The organism is Roseateles sp., from assembly GCF_965229315.1.
Taxonomy (GTDB): Bacteria; Pseudomonadota; Gammaproteobacteria; order Burkholderiales; family Burkholderiaceae_C; genus Pelomonas.
In genome coordinates, this window is record NZ_CBDDJA010000002.1 from 3,368,738 (window position 1) to 3,393,080 (window position 24,343).

A 24,343-nucleotide genomic window follows, 5' to 3' on the forward strand; every position below is an offset into this window, starting at 1 on the left:
AGCGGTCCATTGCGCACGCACGACGCAGGACGCCGCGGCATCGCGGGCCGAGCGCCGGGCCGCTCCCAAGCCGGCCCGTTGGGCGATGTGCTTGCCGGTCAATCCGGCAAGCATCGCCGTCCCCTCGGGGGATCGACCAGGCTCGCCCGAGTTCAGCGGGGCGCGACTGGGCGAGGGGCTCCATGTCAAGCGGCTTCAAGGCTGGCCTCGATCTGTTGATACCGCCACTGGGCTGCATACCAGCCGCCCAGGTCCAGCAGCTGTGGGTGCGTGCCGCGTTCGATGACGTGACCTTGCTTGAGCACGATGACTTCGTCCGCGTCCATGACCGCCGAGAGTCGGTGCGCGATGACGATGACGCTGCGGTCCGGGCGGGCGGCGCGCAGCTCGCGCAGATGGTCCAGGATGTCGGTCTCGGTGCCGGTGTCGACAGCCGACAACGCGTCGTCCAGCACCAGCAGCGGCGAGGCGGTCTGCCCCCAGTCGGGCGCTTCGCGCCCTCCGCCCCCCGCGGGGGTCAGGGAAGCTTGGGGCGGCCCGGCGCTTGCCTGGCTGAGCAACGCCCGTGCGATGGCCACACGCTGGCGCTGGCCGCCGGACAGCGTCACGCCGCGCTCGCCGACTTCGGTCGCATAGCCGTGGGGCAGCCGCGCGATGTCGGCGTGCACCGAGGCCAGCCGCGCCGCGGCTTCGATCTCGGCCGGTGTCGCGCCGGGCCGGGCCAGCGCGATGTTGTCGGCGACCGAGGCCGAGAACAGGAACGGCTCCTGCGGCACCCAGGCCACGTGCGCGCGCAGCGCGGCCAGCGGCAGTTCGGGCAGCGGCACGCCGCCCAGCGTCAGCCGCCCGGCGTCGGGCTCGGACTGGCGCAGCAGCAGGCGCACCAGCGTGGACTTGCCCGCGCCGGTGGCGCCGACGATGCCCAGCGTGCGGCCGGGGGCCAGCGTGAAATCGACCTGCGCCAGCGCCGGCCGCTTGGCGCCGGGGAAGGTGAACGTCAGGCCCTCGGCGCGCAGCGTCGTGTCGGCCGGCAGCACTGCCCTGCCCGTGTCGGCCAGCGTCAGCGGCGCGTCCAGCACCGGCGCCAGGCGCGTCCAGGCGGCACGGCCGCGCTCCAGCAGCGCCAGCACCCAACCGGCCGCGAACATCGGCCAGATCAGCTGGCCGAGGTACATCGTGAAGGCCGTCAACTGGCCGATGGTGATCTCGCCACGCGCCACCAGCCAGCCGCCCACGCCCAGCGCGATGGCCGTGGCCGCGCTCAGGCACATGCCGACGGCGGGCTCGTACGCCGCCTCCCAGCGCTGCGAGCGAAAGCTCGCCTCGGCCGCGCGGTCGGCCAGGCCGCTGAACTGCGCCTCGCTGCGCCCCACCAGCCCCAGCGCGCGCACCGTGCGCACGCCGGCCAGGCTCTCCTGCACCTGCTGGTTCAGGTCGCCGAAGCGCGTCAGCGAGTCCTGCGCGGCCTGGTGCAGGTGCTTGGAGATCCACCAGAACGCGCCCGCCATCAGCGGGAACGGCAGCAGCGCCGCCAGGCCCAGCCGCCAGTCGATGGCGAGGGTCATCATGGCCAGCACCAGGATCAGCGTCTGCGAACCGTCGAAGCCCGCCAGCATCGCCTCGCCTGCGGCCTGCTCCACCGTGTCGATGTCGTTGGTCGCCAGCGCCATCAGGTCGCCAGTGCGCTGCGTCTGGAAATAGGCCGGCCCCTGCAGCGCCAGCCGCCCGTACAGCCGCGTGCGCAGCCGCGCGCCGAGCTTGAACGACGCCTTGAACAGCGTCAGCCGCCAGCCCGCGCGCAGCAGGTAGATGACCGCGCCGGCCAGCACCAGCAGGCCGAGCTGCGTCACCAACGCCGGGCCCTGCAGGCCGCCGGCCACGAGGTCGTCGACGACATGGCCGACCTGGCGCGGAATCCAGACGGTCAGCATCGCGATGCAGCTCAGCATCGCGCCGGCGGCCGCGTAATTGCGCCAGTGCTCGCGGATGAAGGCGGCGAGCATGCGGGAGAGGCTGGACGGGGCGGAGAGCTCGGGAGTGGCGAACATCCAGGGAGTGTCGCCGCGTCAGCAGCCCATTGAGCATCGGCGACGCCAGCCCGATCTGCCCCAAGTCCAGCACCGCGCACGGCAACGGCGCTGCCACGCAGACCGCCGCCAGCGCACGACCTGACACCCGCTGCGGCGCAACCAGCGCGAACGCGACCACCGGCCAGGGACTTTCCCTCCCCCTCACGTACAAACCCTGAGCCCCGGAACCGTGCGAAACGCACCTCGCCAGCACCAGGAGCGGGCCGAAATAGGTGAGAACCCCGAACAAAAGCAGTGCAGGCGACATGGGCCGGGACGATGCCCCGAACCACCCCCACGAATGCGGTGGATCAAATCGTCACCAAGCATCCCTACCATGCGCCCCGTCCTGAGCAAATCTTACTAATCCGTCATGCAAATCAAACCCCTGGTGTCTCTGCTCGCGGCGCTGTTCGCCGCACCCGCCGTGCTGGCCTCGACCAGCGGCATCGTCATCAGCCAGGTGTACGGCGGCGGTGGCAACTCCGGCGCCACGTACAAGCAGGATTTCATCGAGCTCTTCAACGCCGGCAGCGCGGCGGTGAACATCGGCGGCTGGTCGGTGCAATACGCGGCGGCCGCGGGCACGAGCTGGCAGACGACGGCCATCCCGGCCGGCACGACGCTGCAGCCCGGCCAGTACTACCTGGTCCGTGAAGCGGCAGGCACCGGCGGCACGGTCGACGTGCCCGGCGACCTGCTGACGGGTTCGATCAACATGTCGGGCACGACCGGCAAGGTCGCGCTGGTGAAGAGCACGACGGCGCTGAGCGGTGCCGCGCCGGCAGCCGAGGACGTGATCTCCTGGGGCCCCTCGGCCACCCCCACCGAGGGCGCGGTCGCCGCCGTGCTGACCAACACGACGGCCCACCTGCGCGCCGCCAACGGCTGCACCGACACCGACAACAACGCGGCCGACTTCGCCGCCGGCACGCCCGCGCCGCGCAACGCCACCAGCCCGCTGAACGTCTGCGGTGGCGGCACGCCGGTCAACCAGCCCATCGTGCCGAGCTGCCCGGACAGCTCGGCCGCGTCGGGCGTGCCATCGAGCTTCACCGTGACGGCCGTCGACGCCGACAGCAAGGTCACGTCCGCCACCAAGATCGAGTCGCCGACCGCCTGGCCCACCGGCATCACGCTGGGCACGTTCACGCCGTCGTCCGACAAGGGCGTGGCGGCGTCGCAGGCCATCCAGGTGTCGGGCTCGCTGCCAGCCGGCAGCTACACGCTGAACCTGAAATGGGACAACGACGACGCGCAGACCGCCAGCTGCACCTTCAAGGTGTCCGTGGCCGGCACCGTGACCATCCCCGCCATCCAGGGCTCGGGCGCACGCAGCCCGATGGAAGGCCAGACCGTGACCACCAGCGGTGTCGTCACCAAGGTCACGAACGCCGGCTTCTTCATGCAGGACCCGGTCGGTGACGGCGACCCGGCGACCTCCGACGGCATCTACGTCTTCACGAGCACGGCGCCCACGGTCGTCGAAGGCCAGCTCGTGCGCCTGAGCGCCACGGTCACCGAGTACAACACCGGTGCCGCCAACAACGCCGCCAGCCTCGCCGCACCGCTGACGGAGCTGACCAACGTCACCGGCATCACCGTGCTGGGCAGCGGCTACCAGATCCAGCCCGCCGACGTGAACCTCGCCACGCTGCCCGCCGGCGGCCTGGAAGCCTACGAAGGCATGCTGGTGCGCATCCGCGGCCCGCTGACCGTGCAGCAGAACTACTTCCTGGGCCGCTACGGCCAGCTGACCGTGTCCGCCGGTGGCCGCGCCTACACGCCCACCCACGTCTACCGCCCCGGTGCCGACGCGCTCGCGCTGCAGGCCGAGAACGCCCGCCGCTCCTTCCTGCTGGACGACGGCAGCACGCTGCAGAACGTGAACCCGACGCCCTACATCGGCGCGGACAACACCGTGCGCGCCGGGGACACGCTGGACGAGGTGACCGGCGTCATCGACTTCGGCCTGGCCACGGCCACCACCACCGGCGCCGTCATGTACCGCCTGCAGCCCACCGTGGCGCCGGTCATCGCGCGCAGCAACCCGCGCGACGCGGCGCCGCCGGTCAGCGGCGGCAACGTGCGCATCGCCAGCGCCAACGTGCTGAACTTCTTCACGACGTTCACCGACGGCAGCAACTACCTGGGCCAAAGCGGCCAGGGCTGCACGCTCGGCAGCGCCACCAGTGCCAGCAACTGCCGCGGTGCGGACAGCCTGCTGGAGTTCCAGCGCCAGCGCGCCAAGATCGTCGCCAACCTCAGCGGCCTGAACGCCGACGTGGTGGGCCTGATGGAGATCCAGAACAACGGCAACGTGGCCGTGCAGCACCTGGTGGACAGCCTGAACGCGGTGATGGGCGCCAACACCTACGCCGTCGTGCCCGCACCGGCCCAGGGCACCGGCACCGACGCCATCCGCGTCGCGATGATCTACAAGCCCGGCAAGCTGACGCTGAACGGCGTGTCCATCGCCGACCCGGCCGCGATCAACAACCGCCCGCCGTTCGCGCAGAGCTTCGCCACCCCCAACGGCTCGAAGTTCGCCGTCATCGTCAACCACCTGAAGAGCAAGGGCTCCTGCCCGACCAGCGGTGCCGACACCGACGACGGCCTGCAGGGCTGCTGGAACGCCACCCGCACGCAGCAGATCGCGCAGCTGAAGACCTTCCTGGCGCAGGTGCAGGCCAGCACGTCCACGCCTGACGTCATCCTGCTGGGCGACTTCAACGCGCACCAGAAGGAAGACCCCATCGACGCGCTGCTCAGCGGCGGTGCCATCGTCGACGCGGTGTCGAGCTTCGATCCGCTGGACTGGTCCTACATCTTCGACGGCGGCTCCGGTCGCCTGGACCACGGCTTCGTCACCGCCAGCCTGGCCCCGAAGCTGGCCTTCGCGACTTCCTGGCACATCAACGCCGACGAGCCGACCATCATCGACTACAACCTGGAATTCAAGCAGCCCGCCTGCGCGACCTGCGGCCCGGACTACTACACGCCGACCGCGTTCCGTTCGTCCGACCATGACCCGATGCTGATGGGCCTGAACCTGTTCAAGTCCCTCAAGGGCACCGACGGCGCGGACACCATCGTCGGCACGCCGGGCGACGACATCATCGAAGGCGGCCTGGGCCGCGACACGCTGACCGGCAACGGCGGCCGCGACCAGTTCGTCTACCGCACCGGCGCGGACGGCCTGGACACGATCACCGACTTCAAGCCGGGCATCGACCTGCTGGTCTTCACCGACCTGCTGCGCAACGTGGGCATCACCAGCGGCGCGCCGCTGACCACCGGCCATGTCACGTGCACGCAGCAGGCCGACGGCGGCCTGATCGGCTACGACCCCGATGGCGCCGCCGGCCCGGCCGCCTCGCGCCCGGTCGTCAAGCTCAAGAACGTGAGCTGCACCGCCGTCAACGCCTCCTCCTTCAAGTTCTGACTTCCCGCAAGGACACCCTCATGAAATTCCGTCCCCACCTGATCGCTGCCGCTGCGCTGATCGCCGCCTCGGCCGCCCACGCCGACAGCTTCAACTTCAGCGGCACCGTCGATGCCGGCCCGCTGTCGGGCCAGACCTTCGCCGGCAGCTACACGTTCAACGCCGCCCAGGTGAGCGGCTCGGCGTTCGAACAACTCGCGCTGAGCGCGTTCACGCTGAACTTCAACTCGGTGACCTACACGCTGAACGGCTCGGCCACCGCCGACTACGCCGACGGCGTGTTCCTCGGCCTGAGCTACACCAGCACCAACGCCGCCGGCACGCTGTCCCTGCTGTCCGGCAGCATGGATGTCACCGACGCCTTCCTTCACTTCCAGCCGACCACCGGCCTGGAAAGCAGCGGTGGCTACACCGTCACCGCCGTGCCCGAGCCCGAGACCTGGGCGCTGATGCTGGGCGGCCTGGGCGCCATCGGCATGCTGGCCCGCCGCCGCAAGATCTGAGCGGCCCGTCGCCCATGACCAGCCCCGCCTTGGCGGGGCTTTTTGTTGCTCGTGCAACTGTGGCGGCCCAACCACCCAGGCGATGCCGGGCCATGCGCCACAGGCCACGCCGCGCTGCCTAGACTTCGCCCCACACCTCTTCAACCCCCTGGCGCGGACGACCTCGCCAGCGCTTGCACCTCCCGGGACGGCCCGGGACCTGGGCGCACCGCGCCGGGAGATACCCCATGGCTTGGCTCCTTCTCGTCATCGCCGGCTTGTTCGAAGTCGGCTGGGCCATCGGCCTGAAGTACACCGAAGGCTTCTCGCGCCCCTGGCCCACGGCCGCCACCGTGGCGGCGATGGTCGTCAGCGTCGCGCTGCTGGGCGTGGCGATGCGCACGCTGCCGGTGGGCACGGCCTACGCCGTCTGGACGGGCATCGGCGCCGTCGGCACGGTGGTGCTGGGCATGGTGCTGTTCAGCGAGCCGGCGACCGTCGCCCGGCTGGCCTGCGTGGGCCTCATCCTGGCCGGCATCGTCGGGCTCAAGCTCACGACCGCCTGACGTGCGTCAGTAGGTTCTGCCACCCTTGAACAGCGCGTGCTGGCGGCGCACCAGCGTCGTGCTGCGGCTCATGGCCTCGAAGCTGGTGTGGGCATGCGCATGCATGATGGCCAGGCCCAACGCATCGGCCGCGTCCTTGCCGGGCACGCCGGGCAGGTTCAGCAGGCGCTGCACCATCGCCTGGATCTGCTCCTTCTTGGCATGGCCGTGGCCGACGATGGCCTTCTTCATCTGCAGCGCCGTGTACTCGCTGACGGCCAGGTCGGCGGACACCAGCGCCGTCAGCGCCGCGCCGCGCGCCTGGCCCAGCAGCAGCGTGGACTGCGGGTTCACGTTGACGAAGACGATCTCCACCGCCGCGCACTGCGGCTGGTAGCGCGCCGTGACCTCGCGGATGCCGTCGAACAGAATCTTCAGCCGCGCGGGCAGGTCGCCGGTGGCGACGCTGCTGGTCTTGATGGTGCCGCTGGCGATGTAGGCCAGGCGCGGGCCGTCGGCGTCGATGACGCCAAAGCCCGTGGTCTGCAGACCGGGGTCGATGCCGAGAATCCTCATCGCTTCTCCGGAACCGCGGCATTGGGGCCGGGCGCTCGCCCGCGTTCAACCCGGCGAGATGGGGCGAGGGGCGGCATCATCATCTTGCCGCGCCGGCAAAGTACCAGCGCGCCGAGTGGAAGAACACGGGCGCGGCGAAGCACAGCACCGCGATGCGGTCCAGCAGCCCCACGGCGCCCGTGATGGAACTGCGGTTACCCCAGTAGCGCACGCCGGCATCCTTCTTCAGCGCCTTCATGACGAGGCCGCCGAAGCCTGCCGCAGCCGCGGTGAGGAAGGCCATCGCCAGCGACTGGCCGATCTTGAAGGGCGTGATCCAGAACAGCAGGCCGCCCGCGGCCGAGCCGGTCAGCGTGCCTATCCACCACGCCCGCATCGAGAAGCTGCGGCTGATGCGCCGCGCGACCGGCCGGCGGCGCAGCGTGCGGGTGGCGATCTCCTGCGCGATCTGCGAGGCCGCCACCACCATGACGAGGAAGAACAGCAGGAACGCGCCCCGGCCGGTGTAGCCGGGGAAGTCCAGCAGCAGCAGCGCCGGCGCGTGCGACAGGCCGTAGACGCAGACCATGACGCCCCACTGGATCTTGGCGTTGCGCTCCAGGAAACTGCGCGGGTCGTCGGCCAGCGCGCTGACGATGGGCAGCGCGAGGAAGCCGTAGACCGGCAGGAACACCGTGAACAGGTCGAAGAAACGCGTGCCGCAGACCATGTACTGCACCGGCAGCAGCACGAAGAAGGCGACGATGAGCGTGCGGTGGTCGCTGCGCTGGGTGTGCACCAGCGTGATGAACTCGCGCAGCGCGAGGAACGAGAACAGCGCGAACAGCAGCGTCGCGCCCAGCGGCCCCGAGATCCACGCGACCCAGAACATGCTGCCGCCTATCCAGGCCGCGCGCAGGTCGCGGCGCACGCGCTCCCAGGTCAGCTCGGACGCACGGCGAGCCTCCTCGTCCTCACGCTCGCGCAGCGAGTTCAGGAACAGGCCGACCGTCAGCAGCGTCAGCAAGCCGAACAGCACGACGAAGAGCAGGGCCACCTGCTCGCTGGCGGTCAAGGCTTGCAGCCAGCGCATCAGTCCGCCTCCGCCAGGCGGCCGACGGCTGCCGGGTCGGGGCGCTGCTCCATGACGGCCTCGCGGGCGCGGCACAGGAAATCGGCCTTGCTCTCACCGGGGCGCAGCTGGAGCGGCGCGCCGAACGTGACCGTGCACAGGATGGGCACCGGCACGACCTCGCCCTTGGGCATGACGCGCTGCACGTTGTCGATCCACGTCGGGATCAGCGGCACGTGCGGGAACTGCTCGGCGAGGTGGAAGATGCCGGACTTGAACGGCATCGGGTGCCCCTGGGCGGAGCGCGTGCCCTCCGGGAAGATCACCAGCGAGTCGCCCGCGGCCAGCGCTTCGGCCAGCGGCTCCAGCGGGTCTTCGTCGGGGCTGCTGCGCGTGCGGCTGACGTAGATGGCGTTGAAGACGGCCGTCGTCAGCCAGCGCCTGAACGCACTCTTGGTCCAGTAGTCCTTGGCCGCGATGGCGCGCGTCTGCGCGCGCAGCTCGTGCGGGAACGCCGCCCAGATCAGCACGAGATCGAAATGGCTCTGGTGGTTGGCGATGTAGATGCGCTGCTCCGCCAGGGGTGGGCAGCCCTTCCAGTGGCCTTGCGCGCCGGTGATGAGCCGGGCGATGAAGGAAAGCACCTGGCCGGTGAAGGCAGCGAGCGTCATAGGGGCCGGATTATCGCGGCCCGCCCTCGCGCGGCGCGGCCGGCCTACCAGTCGTCGCTGCCGCCGCCACCCGCGTCGCCGGCGTCGCCACCGCCCCAGCCGTCGCCGCTGCCGAAGTCGATGTCGCGGCGGCTCAGCTCATCGGCCGCGGCGTTGCTGCCGCCGCCGTCGAAGCTGCCGGGAATGAGGCCACTGCCGGTACCGGCGCCGGCCCCCTGGTCACGCGGCAGGCTGCGCTCGTCGCTGCCGCCATGCATGAGCTTCTCGGCCAGCATGCCGGCCGCCACGCCGCCCGCGGCCGCCAGGCCCACGCCCATCAGGCCGGAGCCCCCCGCGGCCGGCGGCACGCCGGGGCCCTGGGGACCATAGCCCTGAGGGCCATAGCTTTGCGGCGCATAGCCGGCGCCGCTCATGCCGTAGCCACCCGCCACCGCAGGCTGGCTCTGCGCGGCGGTGCGGCGGCGCATCCAGCTGGCGGCCAGCCAGATGAAGAGGCCGGCGCCCACGATCAACATCCACAGCGGCACGCCGCCGCCGCTGCTGCGTTCGGCGGGCGCCGCGCGTGCGGGCGGCGCCGTGCCGAGGGCCGGCGCCGGCACGGCGGACCGGGCGGCCGCAGCCTGCTCGCGCTGCAGCAACTGCTCGAAGGCGCTGAACTTGGCGGCATCGGCGAACTTGATGGCCGGGTCCAGCGCTCGCGCGCGGCGCGACTGCGCGGCGGCCTCGTCGAACTTGCGCTGGTGCGCCTGGATCTCGGCCAGCACGTAGTGCGCGCGGGCGCTGTCGGGCCGGGCCGCGACGACCTCCTGCATCATCTTCTCGGCGCCGGCATAGTCGCCGCGCTGCGTGGCGGCCTGCACTTCGTCGACCGTCGGCAGCGCCTGCGCCGCGCCCATCCACAGCGCGGACAGCAGCGCCATGCACAGCATCAGGAATCGGGGGAACTTCATCGCAACACTCCTCGAACCACTGCCCGCGCGCCGCGCGCCCAGGCTGATGGCAGTTTGCGCTGCCGATCTGACGACGGGCCGTCCGGTTTCAAGGCTTTACGTGTAGGACGCAAGCCTGCGCTCAGGAAGGCAGCCCCGCCCGGCGCAGGCCATGGTCGCGCCGCGTCAGCCGCTTGACAGGCCGGGGCCGGCGACGCCTTGGTAGTGCAGCACCGTCGGGAACGGGTCGTAGAAGTGGTGCAGCAACCGACGCCATTCCTGGTACTGCGCAGACTGGCGGAAGCCCACCTCGTGGTGCTCGACGCTGTCCCAGCGCACCAGCAGCATGTAGTGGCCGGCGCACTCCAGGCAGCGCTGCAACTCGTGGCCCTGGTAGCCGGGCATGGACGCGATGATGGCCTGCGCCTCGGCGAACGCCGCTTCGAACTCGGCACCCTGGCCGGGGCGCACCTGCAGTTGGGCGATCTCCAGGATCATGGTCAGGCCACTGCGACGGCTTCGGGTTGGCGGGCGGCGGCCTGCATCATCTGCGCGGCCTTCTCCGCGATCATCATGGCCGGCGCGTTGGTGTTGCCGCTGACCAGCGTGGGCATGATGGACGCGTCCACCACGCGCAGACCCTGCAGGCCGTGCACGCGCAGGTCGGCGTCGACGACGGCCATCGCGTCCGCGCCCATCCTGCAGGTGCCCACCGGGTGGTAGATGGTGTCGGCGCGCTGGCGAAGCAGCGCCTCGATGTCGGCGTCGCTGCGCGTCTCGGTGCTCCACATCTCGCGGCTCCACCAGGCACGCAGCGACGGCTGCTGCAGCAGCGTGCGCGTCAGCTTGAAGCCCGCCACCATCTGCGCCAGGTCGTCCGGATGCTGGAAGAACGCCGGGTCTATCAGCGGTGCGGTATTCGCGTCGCGGCCGGCCAGCCTCACGCTGCCGCGGCTGCGCGGGCGCAACAGGCAGACGTGGCAGGACAGGCCATGGCCCCAGCGCAGCTTGCGCGCATGGTCCTCGACGGCGGCGACGACGAAGTGCAGCTGGATGTCCGGCCGGTCCGGCGCGAAGGCCGTGCGCAGGAAGGCGCCGCCCTCGGCGAAGTTGCTGGTCAGCATGCCGCGCTTCTCGGCGCGGTAGCGCTGCACGGCCTGCCAGAACGCCAGCCCCCCGCGCAGCGACAGGCCGAAGCTGTGCAGCGTGCTGCTGCGCAGGCCGAACACGAAGTCCGGGTGGTCCTGCAGGTTGGCGCCGACGCCGGGCAGGTGATGCAGCACGGCGATGCCCTGGGCCTGCAGTTGAGCGGCGTCGCCGATGCCGGACAGCATCAGCAGCTGCGGCGACTGGATGGCCCCGGCCGACAGCACGACCTCGCGGCGGGCCTGCAGCCGGCGCAGCACGCCGGCCACCCTGACCTCCACGCCCACCGCGCGGCGCCCGTCGAACAGGATGCGTTGCACCTGGGCCTGCGCCGTGATGCGCAGGTTGGGCCGGGCGCGGTGCGGCCACAGGTAGGCGCGCGCGGCGCTGCAGCGTTCGCCGCGGTCCTGCGTGACCTGGTAGATGCCGACGCCTTCCTGCGTGTCGCCGTTGAAGTCGGCGTTGATCGTGTGCCCGGCCTCACGTCCGGCCGCCAGCCAGGCGTCCTGCAGCGGGTTGTCGCTGCGCAGCCGGCTCACCTTCAGCGGGCCGTCGCGGCCGTGCAGCGGCGCGCCGAGGCTGTCGTTGCCCTCGCTTTTGATGAAGAACGGCAGCACATCGCTCCAGCCCCAGCCCGGGTTGCCGAGCGCGGCCCAGTGGTCGTAGTCCTCGCGCTGGCCGCGGATGTAGACCATCGCGTTGATGCCCGACGAGCCTCCCAGCATCTTGCCGCGCGGCACATAGCCGCGTCGGCCGTTCAGGCCCGCTTGCGGCACGGTCTGGAACGCGTAGTTGTGCAGCTTGCTGGGCACCATCAGCACGGCACTGGTGGGCACCGTGGCGAGAAAGTTGGTCACGTCGGCGCCGGCCTCCAGCAGCAGCACGCTCGTGCCGGGGTCTTCGCTCAATCGCCCGGCCAGCGCCGCACCGGATGAGCCGCCACCGATGACGATGACGTCATGGGTTTCGTCGAAGCGTTGCATGTCGGTCATGTCTCAGCCCAGGCGCCGCAGCAGCGACAGCAGCTTTTCGAAGGTGCCACCGTAAGGCGGCTGGAACAGCTGGGTGCCGGCGAAGCGAGACTGGATGAACAGCGGCTTCTCCTTGCTGAAGGTGCGAAAGCCCCACTCGCCGTGGTACGAACCCATGCCGCTGGCGCCCACGCCGCCGAAAGGCTGCTCTTCCTGGCCCAGGTGCCACAGGCAGTCGTTGATGGTCACGCCGCCGGCGTGCGTCTCGCGCATGACGCGGTCACGCGCATCGGTGTCGCTGCCGAACCAATACAACGCCAGCGGTCGCTCGCCGCGGTTGACGTGGGCCAGCGCGTCGTCCACCTGGTCGTAGCCGACGATGGGCAGCAGCGGGCCGAAGATTTCCTCCTGCATGACGGTGGCCTCGGGCGGCACGTCCAGCAGCAGCGCGGGCACGAGGCGGCGGTCGTCCGGGTGCTCGTCATGGCTGCGCAGCACGCGCGCACCGCGTTGCGCGGCATCGGCGATGAGGCCTTGCAGCCGCGCCAGATGCCGCGGCGTGGCGATGCTGGTGTAGTCGGCATTGCCGGCGATGTGCGGGTACATGCGGCGCATGTCGGCCAGGATCTGCTGGCTCAGCGGCTCCACCATCTCGCGCGGCACCAGCAGGTAGTCCGGCGCGACGCAGGTCTGCCCGGCGTTGAACAGCTTGCCAAAGGCCAGCCGCGAGGCGGTCAGCTTCAGGTCGGCGCTGCGGTCCACGACGGCGGGCGACTTGCCGCCCAGTTCCAGCGTCACCGGCGTCAGGTTCTTCGCGGCGGCCTGGGCCACGTGGCGGCCTACCGCCGTGGAGCCGGTGAAGAACAAATGGTCGAACGGCAGTTGCGTGAAGGCCTTGCCAACCTCCGCGTCGCCGGTGATGACCTGCAGCTCGTCCGGCGCGAAGCGTTCGGCCACGATGCGCGCCATCAGCTCGGAGGTCGCCGGCGTCAGCTCGGACGGCTTGATGAGCACACGGTTGCCGGCGGCCAGCGCCGCGACGGCCGGCTCCATCGCCAGGTAGTAGGGGTAGTTCCAGGGCGACACGACACCGACGACGCCCAGCGGCTGGCGCATCAGCACGTTGCGGCCGGGCAGGAAGTGCAGCGGCGTGGCGACGCGCCGCGCCTTCATCCAGCGGCGCAGGTGCTTGAGCGCATGGCGCGTGCCGGACTCGACCGTGAAGATGTCGGCCAGCAGCGACTCCTGCCGCGCACGGTGGCCGAAGTCCTGCGCCATCGCCGCGGCCAGTGCCTCGCCGTGCTGGCGCGTCATCGCCAGCAGCCGCTCCAGGCGGTCGCGGCGCACCGTCTCGCTGGGCATGCGCTCGGCCTCGAAGGCGCGACGCTGCGCGAGCAGCGCCAGGTGCAGCCGCTCCTGCAATGCGGTGTCCATCGGCTTGTCTCCGGTTCTGGATCGAATCCGCAGAGGCTAACCGCAACTGACGGGCCGCCCAACGGGGGCGGCCCTGGACTAGAGGACTGCGTCTAGTCCCGCAGGTGACACGTGGGCGTGGGGTTTGCGGGCCGAGCGCCGGGCCGCCCCAAGCCGGCCCGTCAGGCGATGTGCGAGCGGCTCGATGCCGCGAGCATCGCCGTCCCCTCGAGTGACCGACCAGCATCGCCCGCGTCCAGCGAGGCGACGCTGGGCGAGGGGCATGCTCAATGCCTGAAGTGCCGCACGCCCGTCAGCACCATCGCGATGCCGCGCTCGTTGGCGGCGGCGATGACCTCGTCGTCGCGCATGGAGCCACCCGGCTGGATGACGCAGCTCGCGCCCGCATCCGCCAGCACGTCCAGCCCGTCGCGGAACGGGAAGAACGCGTCGCTGGCCACGGCCGAGCCGGTCAGGCTGAGGCCGGCGTGCTGCGCCTTGATGGACGCGATGCGGGCCGAGTCCAGCCGGCTCATCTGGCCGGCACCCACGCCCAGCGTCATGCCGCCGCCGCAGAAGACGATGGCATTGCTCTTCACGTACTGCGCCACGGTCCAGGCGAACATCAGGTCGTCGAGCTGCTGGGCCGTGGGCTGCAGCGCGGTCACGACCTTGAGGTCCTCGCGCTTCAGGAAATGGTTGTCGGCCGTCTGCAGCAGCAGGCCCGAACCGACGCGCTTGCTGTCGCCCGCGTTGCGGCCCTGGTCCCACGGGCGCGCGCCACCCGGCGGGAGCGCGATCTGCAGCAGGCGCACGTTGGCCTTGCCCTTGAAGATCTCCAGCGCCTCGGCGCTGAAGCCCGGCGCCATCAGCACCTCGACGAACTGCTTGGCGACGAGTTGGGCCGCGGCGCCGTCCACCTCGCGGTTGAAGGCAATGATGCCGCCGAACGCGCTGGTGGGGTCGGTCTTGAAGGCCTTGCCGTAGGCCTCGGCGGGCGTCGCCGCCACGGCCACGCCGCAGGGGTTGGCGTGCTTGACGATGACGCACGCGGCAGCGGAGCTGCCGCTTGACATCCCTGGCGTGTCGAACGCCTTCACGCACTCCCACGCGGCATCGGCGTCGGCGATGTTGTTGTAGCTCAGCTCCTTGCCTTGCAGTTGCTTGCCGGTGACCAACGAGCCAGGCGCGGGGAACAGGTCGCGATAGAGGGCCGCGCTCTGGTGCGAGTTCTCGCCGTAGCGCAGGTCCTGCACCTTCACGAACGTCGAGTTCATCTGCGCGGGGTACTCGGCCTTGCTGCCGTCCTCCTGCAGCGCCGACAGGTAGTTGCTGATGGCCGCGTCGTACTGCGCGATGCGGTTGAAGGCGGCGACGGATGCGGCGAAGCGCGTCTTGTCGCTGGTCTTGCCGTGGGCCTTCAGCTCGTCCAGCACCGCGGCGTACTGGGCCGCGTCGGTGAGCACCGTCACGTCACGCCAGTTCTTGGCCGCGCTGCGCACCATGGCCGGGCCGCCGATGTCGATGTTCTCGATGGCGTCCTCCAGCGTGCAGCCGGGCTTGGCCACGGTCGCCTCGAACGGGTAGAGGTTGACGGCCAGGATGTCGATGCGCGTGATGCCGTGCTGGGCCATCGCCGCGACATGCTCGGGCAGGTCGGAGCGCGCCAGCAGGCCGCCGTGGATCTTGGGGTGCAGCGTCTTCACGCGGCCGTCCATCATCTCGGGGAAGCCGGTGTGCTCGGCCACCTCGGTCACCGGCAGGCCGGCGTCGGCCAGCAGCTTGGCGGTGCCGCCGGTGGACAGCAGCCTGGCGCCCAGCGCGTGCAGCTCGCGCGCGAATTCGAGGATGCCGGTCTTGTCGGAGACCGAGAGGAGTGCGGTGAGTTGAGTCATGTTTTCAGTCAGTTGAGGCCGGAGTTTCTCGCTGCGCTCGAAGGTCCAACCCGCAAGAGTTGCAGAGTCGGTTGAGGTCGGAGCTCTCGCTGCGCTCGAAGGTCCAACCCGCAAGAGTTACAGATCGTGATCGGTCAGCTTGCGCCGCAGCGTGTTGCGGTTGATGCCCAGCCACTGCGCCGCCTTGCTCTGGTTGCCGCCGGCTTCGCGCATGACGATCTCGAACAGCGGTTTCTCGACGAGCTTGACCAGCATCTCGTGCATCGAGTGCGGCTCCTGGCCGTCGAGGTCGCGGAAGAAGGCTTCGAGGTTGTCGCGCACGCAGGCGTCGATGGGGTTGGGCGGGGTGTTCTTCTGGGCACTCATGACAGGGAGCGGAATGGGTCTCAGGCGGCGCAGGCGTCGTGGCCTTGCGCTTCTTCGTCGTCGTTGGCGGCCAGCGCAGGCGGCAGCCTCTCAAAGGTCTGACCGAGCGCGTCGAACCAGTCGCGCAGCGCCTGCACCTGCAGCTCGCTGCGCTCCAGCGTGTTCATGTGCTGGCGGAAGTCCTCGCCGCCAGGGAGGCCACGCACGGCCCAGCCGATGTGCTTGCGCGCGCTGCGCGTGCCGCTGAGTTCGCCGTACAGGCCGTAATGGTCGTGCAGGTGTTCCGTGAGCACGTCGCGCGCCTCGGTCACGGTGGGCGACGGCAGGTGCTCGCCGGTGGCGAGGAAATGCGCCACCTCGCGGAAGATCCATGGCCGGCCTTGCGCGGCGCGGCCGATCATCAGCGCGTCGGCGCCGGTGTAGGCCAGCACGTCGCGCGCCTTCTCGGGGGTGTCGATGTCGCCGTTGGCGACGACCGGAATGTCCAGCGCGGCCTTCACGGCGGCGATGGTGTCGTACTCGGCCAGGCCCTTGTAGCCCTGCTCTCGCGTGCGCCCGTGGATGGTCAGCATGGCGATGCCGGCGGCCTCGAACAGCCGCGCCAGGCGCAGCGCGTTGCGCTCCTCAAGACTCCAGCCGGTGCGCATCTTCAGCGTGACCGGCACGCCGCGCGGCGCGCAGACGGCGACGACCGCCTCGACGATCTCCAGCGCCAGCGCTTCGTTGCGCATCAGCGCCGAGCCGGCCCACTTGTTGCAGACCTTCTTGGCCGGGCAGCCCATGTTGATGTCGATGATCTGCGCGCCGCGGTCAATGTTGTGCACGGCTGCTTCGGCCAGCATGGCGGCGTCGGTGCCGGCGATCTGCACGGCGATGGGACCGGGCTCGCCGCTGTGGTCGGCGCGGCGCGAGGTCTTCAGGCTGTTCCACAGTTCCTTGCGCGACGTGACCATCTCGCTGACCGCGTAGCCCGCGCCCAGGCGGCGGCAGAGCTGGCGGAACGGCCTGTCCGTGACACCCGCCATCGGCGCGACGAAGAGCGCGTTGGAGAGTTGATGGGGGCCGATCTGCACGTGGGAGTCTGCTTAAAAAAGAGGCGAGATTGTAGCCAGGGCGGGTCGTCGAAGGTCCCGGCCTACAGCCGCACCACCGGCGGCCGGACACAATGCCGCCCATGGAAGCCTGGCTCGGCCATCTCATCCAAGACCTGCTCGCCGCGCTGGCCCTGCCCCAGGTGGGCCTGGTCGCGGTGTTCGTCATCGCCTTCATCTCGGCCACGCTGCTGCCGCTGGGCTCGGAGCCGGCGGTCTTTCTCGTCGTCAAGGCCGACCCGGGCATGTTCTGGCCCGTCATCCTCGTCGCCACGGTGGGCAACACGCTGGGCGGCATGACGAGCTGGTGGATAGGCTATGGCGCCGAGCGGGCCGTCGAGGCGGTGCAGCACCACGAGCCCAGGCATTCGCGCGCCGCGCGCTGGCTGCAGCACTTCGGCCCCAAGGCCTGCCTGCTGAGCTGGCTGCCCGTCGTGGGCGACCCGCTGTGCGCGGTGGCCGGCTGGCTGAAACTGCCGTTCTGGCCCTGCGTGGGCTACATGGCGCTGGGCAAGTTCCTGCGCTTCATCTTCTACACCGCCGCGCTGTTGTGGCTTGTTCCCGAGAGTTGGCTGTCGTGACGCTGCTCCTCGCCCAAACTGGCGGCGCTGAACGCGCGCCAGTCTGGTCGGTCCCCCGGGGGGACGGCGATTCCCGCCGGATCGACCGGCAGGCACATCGCCAGGCGGGCCGGCTTGGGAGCGGCCCGGCGCTCGGCCCCAGAATCCTGGCGCACCCATTCGCGTATGACTGACATGACCTCTGCTTATCAAGACCTCGCCTCGCGCCAGTTGCGCCAGCACCGCCTCGCCCATCTGCAATCCATCGCGCAGTGGGACCAGGCCGCCAACATGCCGGCCAACGGCAACGAGGCGCGCAGCCTGGCGCTGGCCGAGATGGACGGCCTGCTGCACCAGCTCGCCACCGACCCGGCCCTGGCCGGCCTGCTCGACGCAGCCGCCGCCGAGCCGCTGGACGACACGCAGCGCGCCAACCTGCGCGAAATCCGCCGCGCCTGGCGCGCCGCCAACGCGCTGCCGCAGGCGCTGGTGGAGGCCAAGAGCCTGGCCAACAACCGCTGCGAGCACGCCTGGCGCAGCCAGCGCCCGGCCAACGACTGGGCGGGCTTCGCGCCCAACCTGCGCGAGGTGCTGGCCATCGCCCGCCAGGAGGCCGAGTGCCTGTCGCAGAGCGCGGGGCTGTCCAGGTACGACGCGCTGCTGGACAACTACGAACCCGGCATGCGCAGTTCGGACGTGGAGCGCGCCTTCGCGCCGCTGCGCCAGTGGCTGCCGGGGCTGATCCGCGACGTCATCGCCAAGCAGGCCACCGAAACGGTCATCGAGCCCGTCGGCCCCTTCCCCATCGCGGCGCAGAAGGCCTTGGGCCTGGACGCGATGCAGCTGATGGGCTTCGACTTCGCGGCCGGGCGGCTGGACGAGAGCACGCACCCCTTCTGCGGCGGCGTGCCGGAGGACGTGCGCATGACCACGCGCTACCGCGAGGACGACTTCCTGCCCGCGCTGATGGGCGTCATCCACGAGACCGGCCACGGCCGCTACGAGCAGAACCTGCCCCGCGCGCTGCTGGGCCAGCCGATCGCCCGCGCGCGCTCCATGGGCATCCACGAAAGCCAGAGCCTGAGCTTCGAGATGCAGCTCGGCAGCCACCCGGCGTTCGCCGGCCTGCTGGCGCCGCTGCTGGTGAAGCACTTCGGCGACCAGCCCGCGTTCGAGGCCGGCAACCTGAACAAGCTGCTGACGCGCGTGCAGCCCGGCCTCATCCGCGTGGATGCCGACGAGGTGACCTACCCCGCCCACATCCTGCTGCGCTTCGACATCGAGCGCGCGCTGATCGAGGGCCAGGCGGACGTGGACGACATCCCGGCGCTGTGGGACGCCAAGATGGCCGAGTTGCTGGGCATCGACACCCGCGGCAACTTCAAGGACGGCCCGATGCAGGACGTGCACTGGCCCGCCGGGCTGTTCGGCTACTTCCCCTGCTACACGCTGGGCGCGATGTACGCCGCGCAGTGGTTCGCGACGATGCGTGCGCAGCAGCCGGCGCTGGATGCGCAGATCGCCGCGGGCGAGCTGGGTGGCGTGTTCGCCTGGCTGTCCAAGAACGTCTGGCAGGCGGCCAGCCGCTACGAGACACCGGAGCTGGTGCAACGCGCCAGCGGCGAGGCGCTGAACCCGGCGCACTTCGAGGCGCACCTGCGCAGCCGCTACCTGGGCTGACGCTACCTGGGCTGATCCGCGCGATCCGGCGGCCTGTGCCGCCGGGGCTGCAGCCCGTCGCAGCCGGCGGGACACGGCGTTCGCGGCGCTGAAGAATCCCTCGCGCATCAACGCCGAGGAGTTCCATGCACCGCCGCCATCTGGCCTTCGCCATTGCCTTCACCATCACCAGCCTGTCCGCCGCCCGGGCCGCGCCCGATCTCAGCGCGCTGGACAAGGACACGCAATTCCCCAAGGCGCAGGTGCTGGTGCTGGGCACCGTGCACCTGAAGGGGCTGTCCGGCAAGCCGCTGGACCCGGACAGCCTGGCGCCGCTGCTGCAGAAGCTGGCGGCCTTCCGGCCCGACGTGATCACGGTGGAGCAGCAGTCTGGCGAGGAATGCGACGCCGCGCGGCGCTTCAAGAGCCGCTACGACGGGGGCTACAACTGCGCGTCCACCGATGCGGCGCAGGCCGCCACCGGCCTGGACATTCCGGCCGCCAGCGAGGCCATCGACACCACCCTCAAGACCTGGCCCCGGCAACCCAGCGCGGCGCAGCGGCGCCGTCTCGCGGCGCTCTTCCTCGCCGCGGCGGAGGAGCCCTCCGCGCTCGCGCAGTGGCTGCAGCTGCCCGCCGCCGAACGCCGCGAAGGCGACGGGCTGGATGCCGCGCTGGCGCAGCGCCTGGGGCAGCTGATGCAGTCGCAGAGCGAGAGCCTGCTGATCGGTGCGCGGCTGGCGGCCCGCCTGGGCCTGCCGCGCGTCCACGCCATCGACAACCACACGGGCGACAACCTGCAGGTGCCGGACGAGAAGCGCTTCTGGGCGGCCGTGCAGGCCAGTTGGGCGGCGGGCTATCCGGACCGGAAGGCGCGTGAAGCGACCACGGCGGCACTGGCGCGCGCCGACGATCTGCTGCCGCTCTACCGCTTCCTCAACGATCCCGCGAACATGGGCATCGATGGCTGGGGTGGCGTGCAACCGTCCATGCAGCACCGCACGCCCGAGCGCTTCCCGGAGATGTGGGTGGCCGGCTGGGACATCCGCAACCTGCGCATGGTGGCCAACATCCGCGAGACCTTCCGCGAACGCCCAGGCGCCCGCGTGCTCACCATCGTCGGCGCCGCCCACAAGCCGTGGTTCGACCATTGGCTCGCGCAGCTGCAGGGCGTGTCGGTCGTGAATGCGGTCGACGCGCTGAAGTGACGCTGCAACGCGGCTGAAACGAAAAGCGCCGAGGGGGACCCCCTCGGCGCCGTTCAGCTCACTGGACGATCAACCCGCGGTCGCGGCGTTGGTCTTGGCGCGGTGGATGCGCGCGCTCTGGCGGTTCTCCGCACGCTGCACGCGCTGCTGCTCGGCGGTGCCCACGTGGCCATCGGCCGCGGCATGCGCTTCCGCATGGTCCACCTTCGCCTGGCCCTGCTCCAGGCGGCCGGCCTCGTGCTTCGTCAGCGCACCGGTCTGCAGGCCGTTCTCGACGCGCTTTTCCTGGTTCACGTTGCGCTGCACGTCGGCCTGCATGCGCTGGCTGGAGGCCGACAGCGGGTTGCCATTGACGCCGTTGTTCTCGGCCGTCTTGATGTCGCGGCTGGCCTTGTTCTGCGCGACGCGCAGCTGGCGGCGCTCGGCGGGGGTGAGCTTGCCGTCCTTCAAGTCCTTGGCCTGCAGCTTGTCGACCTTGGCCTCGTCGCGTTCGAGCAGGCCGGCTTCACGCGTGGTGATCTTGCCGCTCTGCAGGCCGTTCTCGATGCGTTGCTGCTGGTTGACGTCGCGCTGCACGGTGGCCTGTGCGGGCGTCTGCGGGGCGGCAGCGGGGGTCTGTGCGAAGGCAGCGCTGGTCAGCAGGGCCAGGGCGGCGGAGGCAATCAGGGAGGTCTTCATGTTCGGGTTCCTTTCTGGCGGTCAGCGACGGCTGGCCTGCGTGTTCAACGCCGGTCGACAAGCCCGGCCGACGTGCCGGACGGCGTGTCGGTGAGCGGACGTAACGGCTTCGCAAGCCCGCCGACAGCTTGCCGCGCAGACGAAAAAAGGGCCGCTCCACCGGGAGCGGCCCAAGGACTTCGATCAATCTCTCTTCTTTCCAACCGACTGCGCTTCCCCGGCCCCCCGGCCTTCTCCGCGCATGGCGCCCGGGCGTGTGGCGCGCCTCGGGACTGGATCGCTGCTACTCATTCAGCGACCGTGAATGCATTCTGCGCAAGGCCCGCCGCGCTGCCATCCCCGCAAGCCGAGGGGGCCCCTCAGCTGCGTGTGACGGGTGTCACAGCAGGACGGCCAACCGCTCCAGGATGAGCACGCCGAAGAAGGCCAGGCCCGCGATCAGCGTCCATTTCATGATGGCGATGCCCATGCGCCGCCAGCGCACCTGGCCGGTAGCGATGGAGAACGCAAAGCAGACGATGGCCGAGAACAGCAGCAGGCCGATGAGCAGGCGGGCGATGACCATGGGCGCTTACCAGGCCGGTGCCAGTTCGGCAAAGCCCTTGGGCGCTTCGCGTTCGTCGTCGAAGGTGACGACCTCGTAGGCCTCGGGGTCGTCCAGCAGCACGCGCAGCAGCTTGTTGTTCAGCGCGTGCCCGCCCTTGAACGACGTGTACGCCGCCAGCAGCGGCATGCCGGCGACCTGCATGTCGCCGATGGCGTCCAGGATCTTGTGCTTCACGAACTCGTCGTCGTAGCGCAGGCCCTCGGCATTGAGCACCTTGTAGTCGTCCACGACGATGGCGTTGTCCATGGAGCCGCCCAGCGTCAGGCCGCGCGAGCGCATCAGGTCGATGTCGGCCGTCATGCCGAAGGTGCGCGCGCGGGCGATCTCCTTCTTGTACTTGCCCGAGCCCATGTCGAACACGAAGCGGCTGCCGGTGGCGGCCACGGCCGGGTTGTCGAACTCGATCTCGAAGCTCAACGTGTAGCCATGGTGCGGCTCCAGCCGCGCCCACATCAGCCGCTTGCCTTCACCCTGGCGGATCTCGACGGGCTTCTTCACCTTCAGGAAACGCTTGGGCGCGTCCTGCATGACGATGCCGGCGGACTGCAGCAGGAAGACGAAGCTCGCCGCCGAGCCGTCCAGCACGGGCACCTCGTCGGCATTGATGTCGATGACCAGGTTGTCCAGCCCCAGGCCCGCGCAGGCAGACAGCAGGTGCTCGATGGTCTGCACCTTGGGCGCACCCGGGTCGCCTGCCGGGCTGATCGTCGTGGCCATGCGCGTGTCGCTGACGGACAGCACGCCGACCGGGATGTCCACCGGCGGGCACAGGTCCACGCGGCGGAACACGATGCCGGTGTCCGGCGGCGCGGGGCGCAGCGTCAACTCGACCCGCTGGCCGCTGTGGATGCCGACGCCCACGGCGCGCGTGATCGACTTCAGGGTGCGTTGCTTGACCATGCCCGGGATTGTCCCAGGATCAAGCCGGATTCTTGCGCTCCACGGGCAATCGCAGCGATAGCCGCGTGCCATGGCCGGGCGACGAGTCGATGCGCAGCTTGCCGCCCAGCCGCTGGGCGCGCTTGATCTGGCTCTTCAGGCCCCGGCCGTGCTGGATGCCCTGCAGGTCGAACCCCGCGCCGTCGTCTTCCACACGGATCTCGACGTAGCTGCCGTGGTGGCGCGTCACCAGGCGCACGCGGCCGGCGCGGGCATGCTTGAGCACGTTGTTGAGCGCCTCCTGCATCAGCCGCAGCACGTGCAGCGCATCGGGCGGCTCCAGCCAGGCCAGCGGCGGCAGGTCCTGCACGTCCCAATCGAGCTTGAGGCCGCCCATCTGCAGCCGCTTGCCCAGGCGGTAGCGCATCGTCGCCAGCAGCGACACGAGGTCGTGGCCCACCGGCTCCAGCGAGTCGATGACCAGCCGCAGGTCGTCCACGCATTCGCGCAGCACCTCCACGCACTGCTCGTGCGACATGCTGCCTTGCTCCATCGCCACCAGCGCCGACAGCAGCGAGGAGCCCAGGCCGTCATGCATGTCGGCCATGATGCGCTGGCGCTCCAGCAGCAGCGCCTGCTGCCGCTCGGCCTCGCGCAACTGCGCGTTCTGCATCTGCAGCACCGAGACCTGCTCGTCCAGGTTCTCCTGCAACTGGCTGTTCTCGGCCTGCACCTGCTCGACGGTGCCGACGTAGCGGCGCTGCACGGCGTGCAGGAAGCTGAGCATGACGATCAGCGTGCCGAACGGCATCAGGAAGATGTGCTCGACCCAGGCCCAGCCGGCCAGCACGGCGAGGTCGTGCCCGCCCAGCATGATGGCGACAGCCAGCGCCAGCGCCATCAGGCGCAGCTCGCTGCGGCGCTCGCGCCAGGCCAGCCAGGCCACCCAGGCGGCACCCACGCCGGCGACCGCCGCCGTCACCGCGTACTGCAGCACGACCATGTCCACCTGGCGCAGCCACAGCGGCACGCTGACGAGGCTGACCGCCAGCACGCTGACGATCAGCACCCGCTCCAGCCGCGGCGAGCGCCGGTGCGCGAAGCGCAGCGCGAACAGCAGCGCCGTCAGCATGACCCAGGCCATGGATGCATGCGTGGCCCACCAGAACCAGTCCTGCCCGGCCGGCGACGCCGGCATGCTGACGTAGTAATGCAGGTTGCGCACCATCCAGGCCGCGGCCGCCAGCGCGAACAGCGCGTAGATGGCCTCGCCGGGGCGGCGCAGCCACAGCGTCAGCGCGAACAGGCCCAGCACGGCCAGCGTCAGGCTGACGGCCTGCGGCAGGCCGTTCTGCAGGCGCACGCGCCACTGCCAGCGCTTCTCCAGCACGTCGCGCGGGCCGACCCAGATGCGCGACACCGCGTGGTAGCTGCCCCTGGGCACCGGCAACGCGACGACGAGCTCCATGCCGTCGGCCTGCACGCCGGGCAGCGGCAGCCAGATGGGCTGCACCCACTGCTCGCGCTCCGAACGCTGGTTGTCCAGCAGCAGCTGCCAGCCCTGCGGCGTGCGCGCCAGCACGGCAGCGGACAGCGTGACCAGGCGCGGCAGGTACAGCGCCATCGGCTCGTCGCCGCCCGACGGCACGTGCACGCGGTACCAGCGCATCTCGTAGCCGCGCGCATCGCTGACCACCGCGGCGCCGGGCCGCGAGCGCACGTCCGGCATCGCGACAGGCGCCCAGGCCGCGGCATCCGCAGGCGGCAGCAGCGCCGCTGGCAGCGCCAGGTGGTCGCCCCCCCTCACGGCATGGCGGCGCAGTTCGGCCCACCAGGCGTCCAGCTGGGCGCGTGTCAAGCCGGTGGTGGCCATCTCGGTGGGCGCGGCGGTCGGCACCTCGGCACGCGCGTTCGGCTGCGGCAGGCGCTGGGCCAGCACGGGCAGGCACAGCGCCACGGCCCACAGCAGCAGCCAGCCGCGCAGCAAGGCCCTGACTTCAGGCATTGCAGCGGCGGCGGGGCTTTGACATGGGGCGCGAGCATGCCACAGGGGGGCGGGCGCCACACCCGCGCGACGACCGCTGGTGCGCGAGCGGCGGCCG

Annotated in this window: 21 protein-coding genes; 6 read left to right on the top strand and 15 right to left on the bottom strand. The window is 70.5% G+C overall.

Annotated elements, in window-relative coordinates:
- Positions 1-185 precede the first annotated feature (185 nt).
- Positions 186-2,048 carry an ABC transporter ATP-binding protein gene (locus tag ACO07H_RS20475; RefSeq protein WP_422017567.1) on the bottom strand — a complete coding sequence of 621 codons (1,863 nt, stop codon included), beginning with the start codon at positions 2,046-2,048 and terminating at the stop codon, positions 186-188.
- Positions 2,049-2,442: 394 nt separating this feature from the next.
- Between ACO07H_RS20475 and ACO07H_RS20480 the strand changes: the two genes are divergently transcribed.
- The 3 genes from ACO07H_RS20480 to sugE all read left to right on the top strand — a co-directional run bounded on the left by ACO07H_RS20480 (position 2,443) and on the right by sugE (position 6,562).
- On the top strand, positions 2,443-5,514 hold the full coding sequence (locus tag ACO07H_RS20480) for an ExeM/NucH family extracellular endonuclease (RefSeq protein WP_422017569.1): 3,072 nt from the start codon (positions 2,443-2,445) through the stop codon (positions 5,512-5,514).
- A 20-nt stretch (positions 5,515-5,534) separates the two neighbouring features.
- Entirely contained in the window at positions 5,535-6,017 is a 483-nt protein-coding gene (locus ACO07H_RS20485) for an FxDxF family PEP-CTERM protein (protein ID WP_422017571.1), read from the top strand.
- 227 nt (positions 6,018-6,244) lie between these two features.
- The gene (gene sugE / locus ACO07H_RS20490) at positions 6,245-6,562 is read left to right on the top strand and encodes a quaternary ammonium compound efflux SMR transporter SugE (RefSeq protein WP_422017573.1); all 318 of its coding nucleotides are present in this window, start codon (positions 6,245-6,247) and stop codon (positions 6,560-6,562) included.
- 6 nt (positions 6,563-6,568) lie between these two features.
- On the opposite strand, the gene ruvC is transcribed toward sugE, so the two are convergent.
- The 10 genes from ruvC to dusB all read right to left on the bottom strand — a co-directional run bounded on the left by ruvC (position 6,569) and on the right by dusB (position 16,632).
- Positions 6,569-7,117, bottom strand: a complete 549-nt coding sequence (gene ruvC / locus ACO07H_RS20495; RefSeq protein WP_422017575.1) for a crossover junction endodeoxyribonuclease RuvC — start codon at positions 7,115-7,117, stop codon at positions 6,569-6,571.
- A 79-nt stretch (positions 7,118-7,196) separates the two neighbouring features.
- Complete coding sequence (locus ACO07H_RS20500) at positions 7,197-8,189, bottom strand: phosphatidate cytidylyltransferase (RefSeq protein ID WP_422017577.1); 993 nt, start codon at positions 8,187-8,189, stop codon at positions 7,197-7,199.
- Entirely contained in the window at positions 8,189-8,839 is a 651-nt protein-coding gene (locus tag ACO07H_RS20505) for a lysophospholipid acyltransferase family protein (RefSeq protein WP_422017579.1), read from the bottom strand. The genes ACO07H_RS20500 and ACO07H_RS20505 overlap by 1 nt, the downstream gene beginning before the upstream one ends.
- A 44-nt stretch (positions 8,840-8,883) precedes the next feature.
- Positions 8,884-9,789 carry a tetratricopeptide repeat protein gene (locus ACO07H_RS20510; RefSeq protein WP_422017581.1) on the bottom strand — a complete coding sequence of 302 codons (906 nt, stop codon included), beginning with the start codon at positions 9,787-9,789 and terminating at the stop codon, positions 8,884-8,886.
- Between the two features lie 165 nt (positions 9,790-9,954).
- On the bottom strand, positions 9,955-10,266 hold the full coding sequence (locus tag ACO07H_RS20515) for an antibiotic biosynthesis monooxygenase family protein (protein ID WP_422017583.1): 312 nt from the start codon (positions 10,264-10,266) through the stop codon (positions 9,955-9,957).
- Between the two features lie 2 nt (positions 10,267-10,268).
- A complete protein-coding gene (locus ACO07H_RS20520; protein ID WP_422017585.1) occupies positions 10,269-11,906 on the bottom strand; it encodes a GMC family oxidoreductase in 1,638 nt (545 codons plus the stop codon).
- Positions 11,907-11,909: 3 nt separating this feature from the next.
- Positions 11,910-13,319, bottom strand: a complete 1,410-nt coding sequence (locus ACO07H_RS20525; RefSeq protein ID WP_422017587.1) for a coniferyl aldehyde dehydrogenase — start codon at positions 13,317-13,319, stop codon at positions 11,910-11,912.
- 266 nt (positions 13,320-13,585) lie between these two features.
- Entirely contained in the window at positions 13,586-15,193 is a 1,608-nt protein-coding gene (gene purH / locus ACO07H_RS20530) for a bifunctional phosphoribosylaminoimidazolecarboxamide formyltransferase/IMP cyclohydrolase (protein WP_422017589.1), read from the bottom strand.
- Positions 15,194-15,310: 117 nt separating this feature from the next.
- Positions 15,311-15,559: a helix-turn-helix domain-containing protein gene (locus ACO07H_RS20535; RefSeq protein ID WP_422017591.1), complete on the bottom strand. Its 249-nt coding sequence runs from the start codon at positions 15,557-15,559 to the stop codon at positions 15,311-15,313.
- Positions 15,560-15,579: 20 nt separating this feature from the next.
- Entirely contained in the window at positions 15,580-16,632 is a 1,053-nt protein-coding gene (dusB, locus tag ACO07H_RS20540) for a tRNA dihydrouridine synthase DusB (RefSeq protein ID WP_422017593.1), read from the bottom strand.
- Between the two features lie 101 nt (positions 16,633-16,733).
- Between dusB and ACO07H_RS20545 the strand changes: the two genes are divergently transcribed.
- The 3 genes from ACO07H_RS20545 to ACO07H_RS20555 all read left to right on the top strand — a co-directional run bounded on the left by ACO07H_RS20545 (position 16,734) and on the right by ACO07H_RS20555 (position 20,077).
- On the top strand, positions 16,734-17,231 hold the full coding sequence (locus tag ACO07H_RS20545) for a YqaA family protein (RefSeq protein WP_422017595.1): 498 nt from the start codon (positions 16,734-16,736) through the stop codon (positions 17,229-17,231).
- Positions 17,232-17,405: 174 nt separating this feature from the next.
- Positions 17,406-18,890 carry a carboxypeptidase M32 gene (locus ACO07H_RS20550; protein ID WP_422017597.1) on the top strand — a complete coding sequence of 495 codons (1,485 nt, stop codon included), beginning with the start codon at positions 17,406-17,408 and terminating at the stop codon, positions 18,888-18,890.
- A gap of 125 nt (positions 18,891-19,015) precedes the next feature.
- Positions 19,016-20,077, top strand: coding sequence for a DUF5694 domain-containing protein (locus ACO07H_RS20555; RefSeq protein ID WP_422017599.1), 1,062 nt, complete (start codon positions 19,016-19,018; stop codon positions 20,075-20,077).
- Positions 20,078-20,146: 69 nt separating this feature from the next.
- Here ACO07H_RS20555 and ACO07H_RS20560 read toward each other — a convergent pair whose 3' ends face one another.
- The 4 genes from ACO07H_RS20560 to ACO07H_RS20575 form a co-directional block, all read right to left on the bottom strand.
- Positions 20,147-20,755, bottom strand: a complete 609-nt coding sequence (locus ACO07H_RS20560; RefSeq protein WP_422017601.1) for a hypothetical protein — start codon at positions 20,753-20,755, stop codon at positions 20,147-20,149.
- Between the two features lie 379 nt (positions 20,756-21,134).
- Complete coding sequence (locus tag ACO07H_RS20565; RefSeq protein WP_422017603.1) at positions 21,135-21,320, bottom strand: hypothetical protein; 186 nt, start codon at positions 21,318-21,320, stop codon at positions 21,135-21,137.
- 6 nt (positions 21,321-21,326) lie between these two features.
- Complete coding sequence (lpxC, locus tag ACO07H_RS20570; RefSeq protein WP_422017605.1) at positions 21,327-22,262, bottom strand: UDP-3-O-acyl-N-acetylglucosamine deacetylase; 936 nt, start codon at positions 22,260-22,262, stop codon at positions 21,327-21,329.
- 19 nt (positions 22,263-22,281) lie between these two features.
- Positions 22,282-24,246: an ATP-binding protein gene (locus tag ACO07H_RS20575; RefSeq protein ID WP_422017607.1), complete on the bottom strand. Its 1,965-nt coding sequence runs from the start codon at positions 24,244-24,246 to the stop codon at positions 22,282-22,284.
- Positions 24,247-24,343 lie beyond the last annotated feature (97 nt).

Excerpts from the sequence above, each read along its gene's own strand:
- ACO07H_RS20475 (WP_422017567.1), bottom strand. The coding sequence starts at position 2,048 with ATGTTCGCCACTCCCGAGCTCTCCGCCCCGTCCAGCCTCTCCCGCATG.
- ACO07H_RS20480 (WP_422017569.1), top strand. The coding sequence starts at position 2,443 with ATGCAAATCAAACCCCTGGTGTCTCTGCTCGCGGCGCTGTTCGCCGCA.
- ACO07H_RS20485 (WP_422017571.1), top strand. The coding sequence starts at position 5,535 with ATGAAATTCCGTCCCCACCTGATCGCTGCCGCTGCGCTGATCGCCGCC.
- sugE (WP_422017573.1), top strand. The coding sequence starts at position 6,245 with ATGGCTTGGCTCCTTCTCGTCATCGCCGGCTTGTTCGAAGTCGGCTGG.
- ruvC (WP_422017575.1), bottom strand. The coding sequence starts at position 7,117 with ATGAGGATTCTCGGCATCGACCCCGGTCTGCAGACCACGGGCTTTGGC.
- ACO07H_RS20500 (WP_422017577.1), bottom strand. The coding sequence starts at position 8,189 with ATGCGCTGGCTGCAAGCCTTGACCGCCAGCGAGCAGGTGGCCCTGCTC.
- ACO07H_RS20505 (WP_422017579.1), bottom strand. The coding sequence starts at position 8,839 with ATGACGCTCGCTGCCTTCACCGGCCAGGTGCTTTCCTTCATCGCCCGG.
- ACO07H_RS20510 (WP_422017581.1), bottom strand. The coding sequence starts at position 9,789 with ATGAAGTTCCCCCGATTCCTGATGCTGTGCATGGCGCTGCTGTCCGCG.
- ACO07H_RS20515 (WP_422017583.1), bottom strand. The coding sequence starts at position 10,266 with ATGATCCTGGAGATCGCCCAACTGCAGGTGCGCCCCGGCCAGGGTGCC.
- ACO07H_RS20520 (WP_422017585.1), bottom strand. The coding sequence starts at position 11,906 with ATGACCGACATGCAACGCTTCGACGAAACCCATGACGTCATCGTCATC.
- ACO07H_RS20525 (WP_422017587.1), bottom strand. The coding sequence starts at position 13,319 with ATGGACACCGCATTGCAGGAGCGGCTGCACCTGGCGCTGCTCGCGCAG.
- purH (WP_422017589.1), bottom strand. The coding sequence starts at position 15,193 with ATGACTCAACTCACCGCACTCCTCTCGGTCTCCGACAAGACCGGCATC.
- ACO07H_RS20535 (WP_422017591.1), bottom strand. The coding sequence starts at position 15,559 with ATGAGTGCCCAGAAGAACACCCCGCCCAACCCCATCGACGCCTGCGTG.
- ACO07H_RS20545 (WP_422017595.1), top strand. The coding sequence starts at position 16,734 with ATGGAAGCCTGGCTCGGCCATCTCATCCAAGACCTGCTCGCCGCGCTG.
- ACO07H_RS20550 (WP_422017597.1), top strand. The coding sequence starts at position 17,406 with ATGACCTCTGCTTATCAAGACCTCGCCTCGCGCCAGTTGCGCCAGCAC.
- ACO07H_RS20555 (WP_422017599.1), top strand. The coding sequence starts at position 19,016 with ATGCACCGCCGCCATCTGGCCTTCGCCATTGCCTTCACCATCACCAGC.
- ACO07H_RS20560 (WP_422017601.1), bottom strand. The coding sequence starts at position 20,755 with ATGAAGACCTCCCTGATTGCCTCCGCCGCCCTGGCCCTGCTGACCAGC.
- ACO07H_RS20565 (WP_422017603.1), bottom strand. The coding sequence starts at position 21,320 with ATGGTCATCGCCCGCCTGCTCATCGGCCTGCTGCTGTTCTCGGCCATC.
- lpxC (WP_422017605.1), bottom strand. The coding sequence starts at position 22,262 with ATGGTCAAGCAACGCACCCTGAAGTCGATCACGCGCGCCGTGGGCGTC.
- ACO07H_RS20575 (WP_422017607.1), bottom strand. The coding sequence starts at position 24,246 with ATGCCTGAAGTCAGGGCCTTGCTGCGCGGCTGGCTGCTGCTGTGGGCC.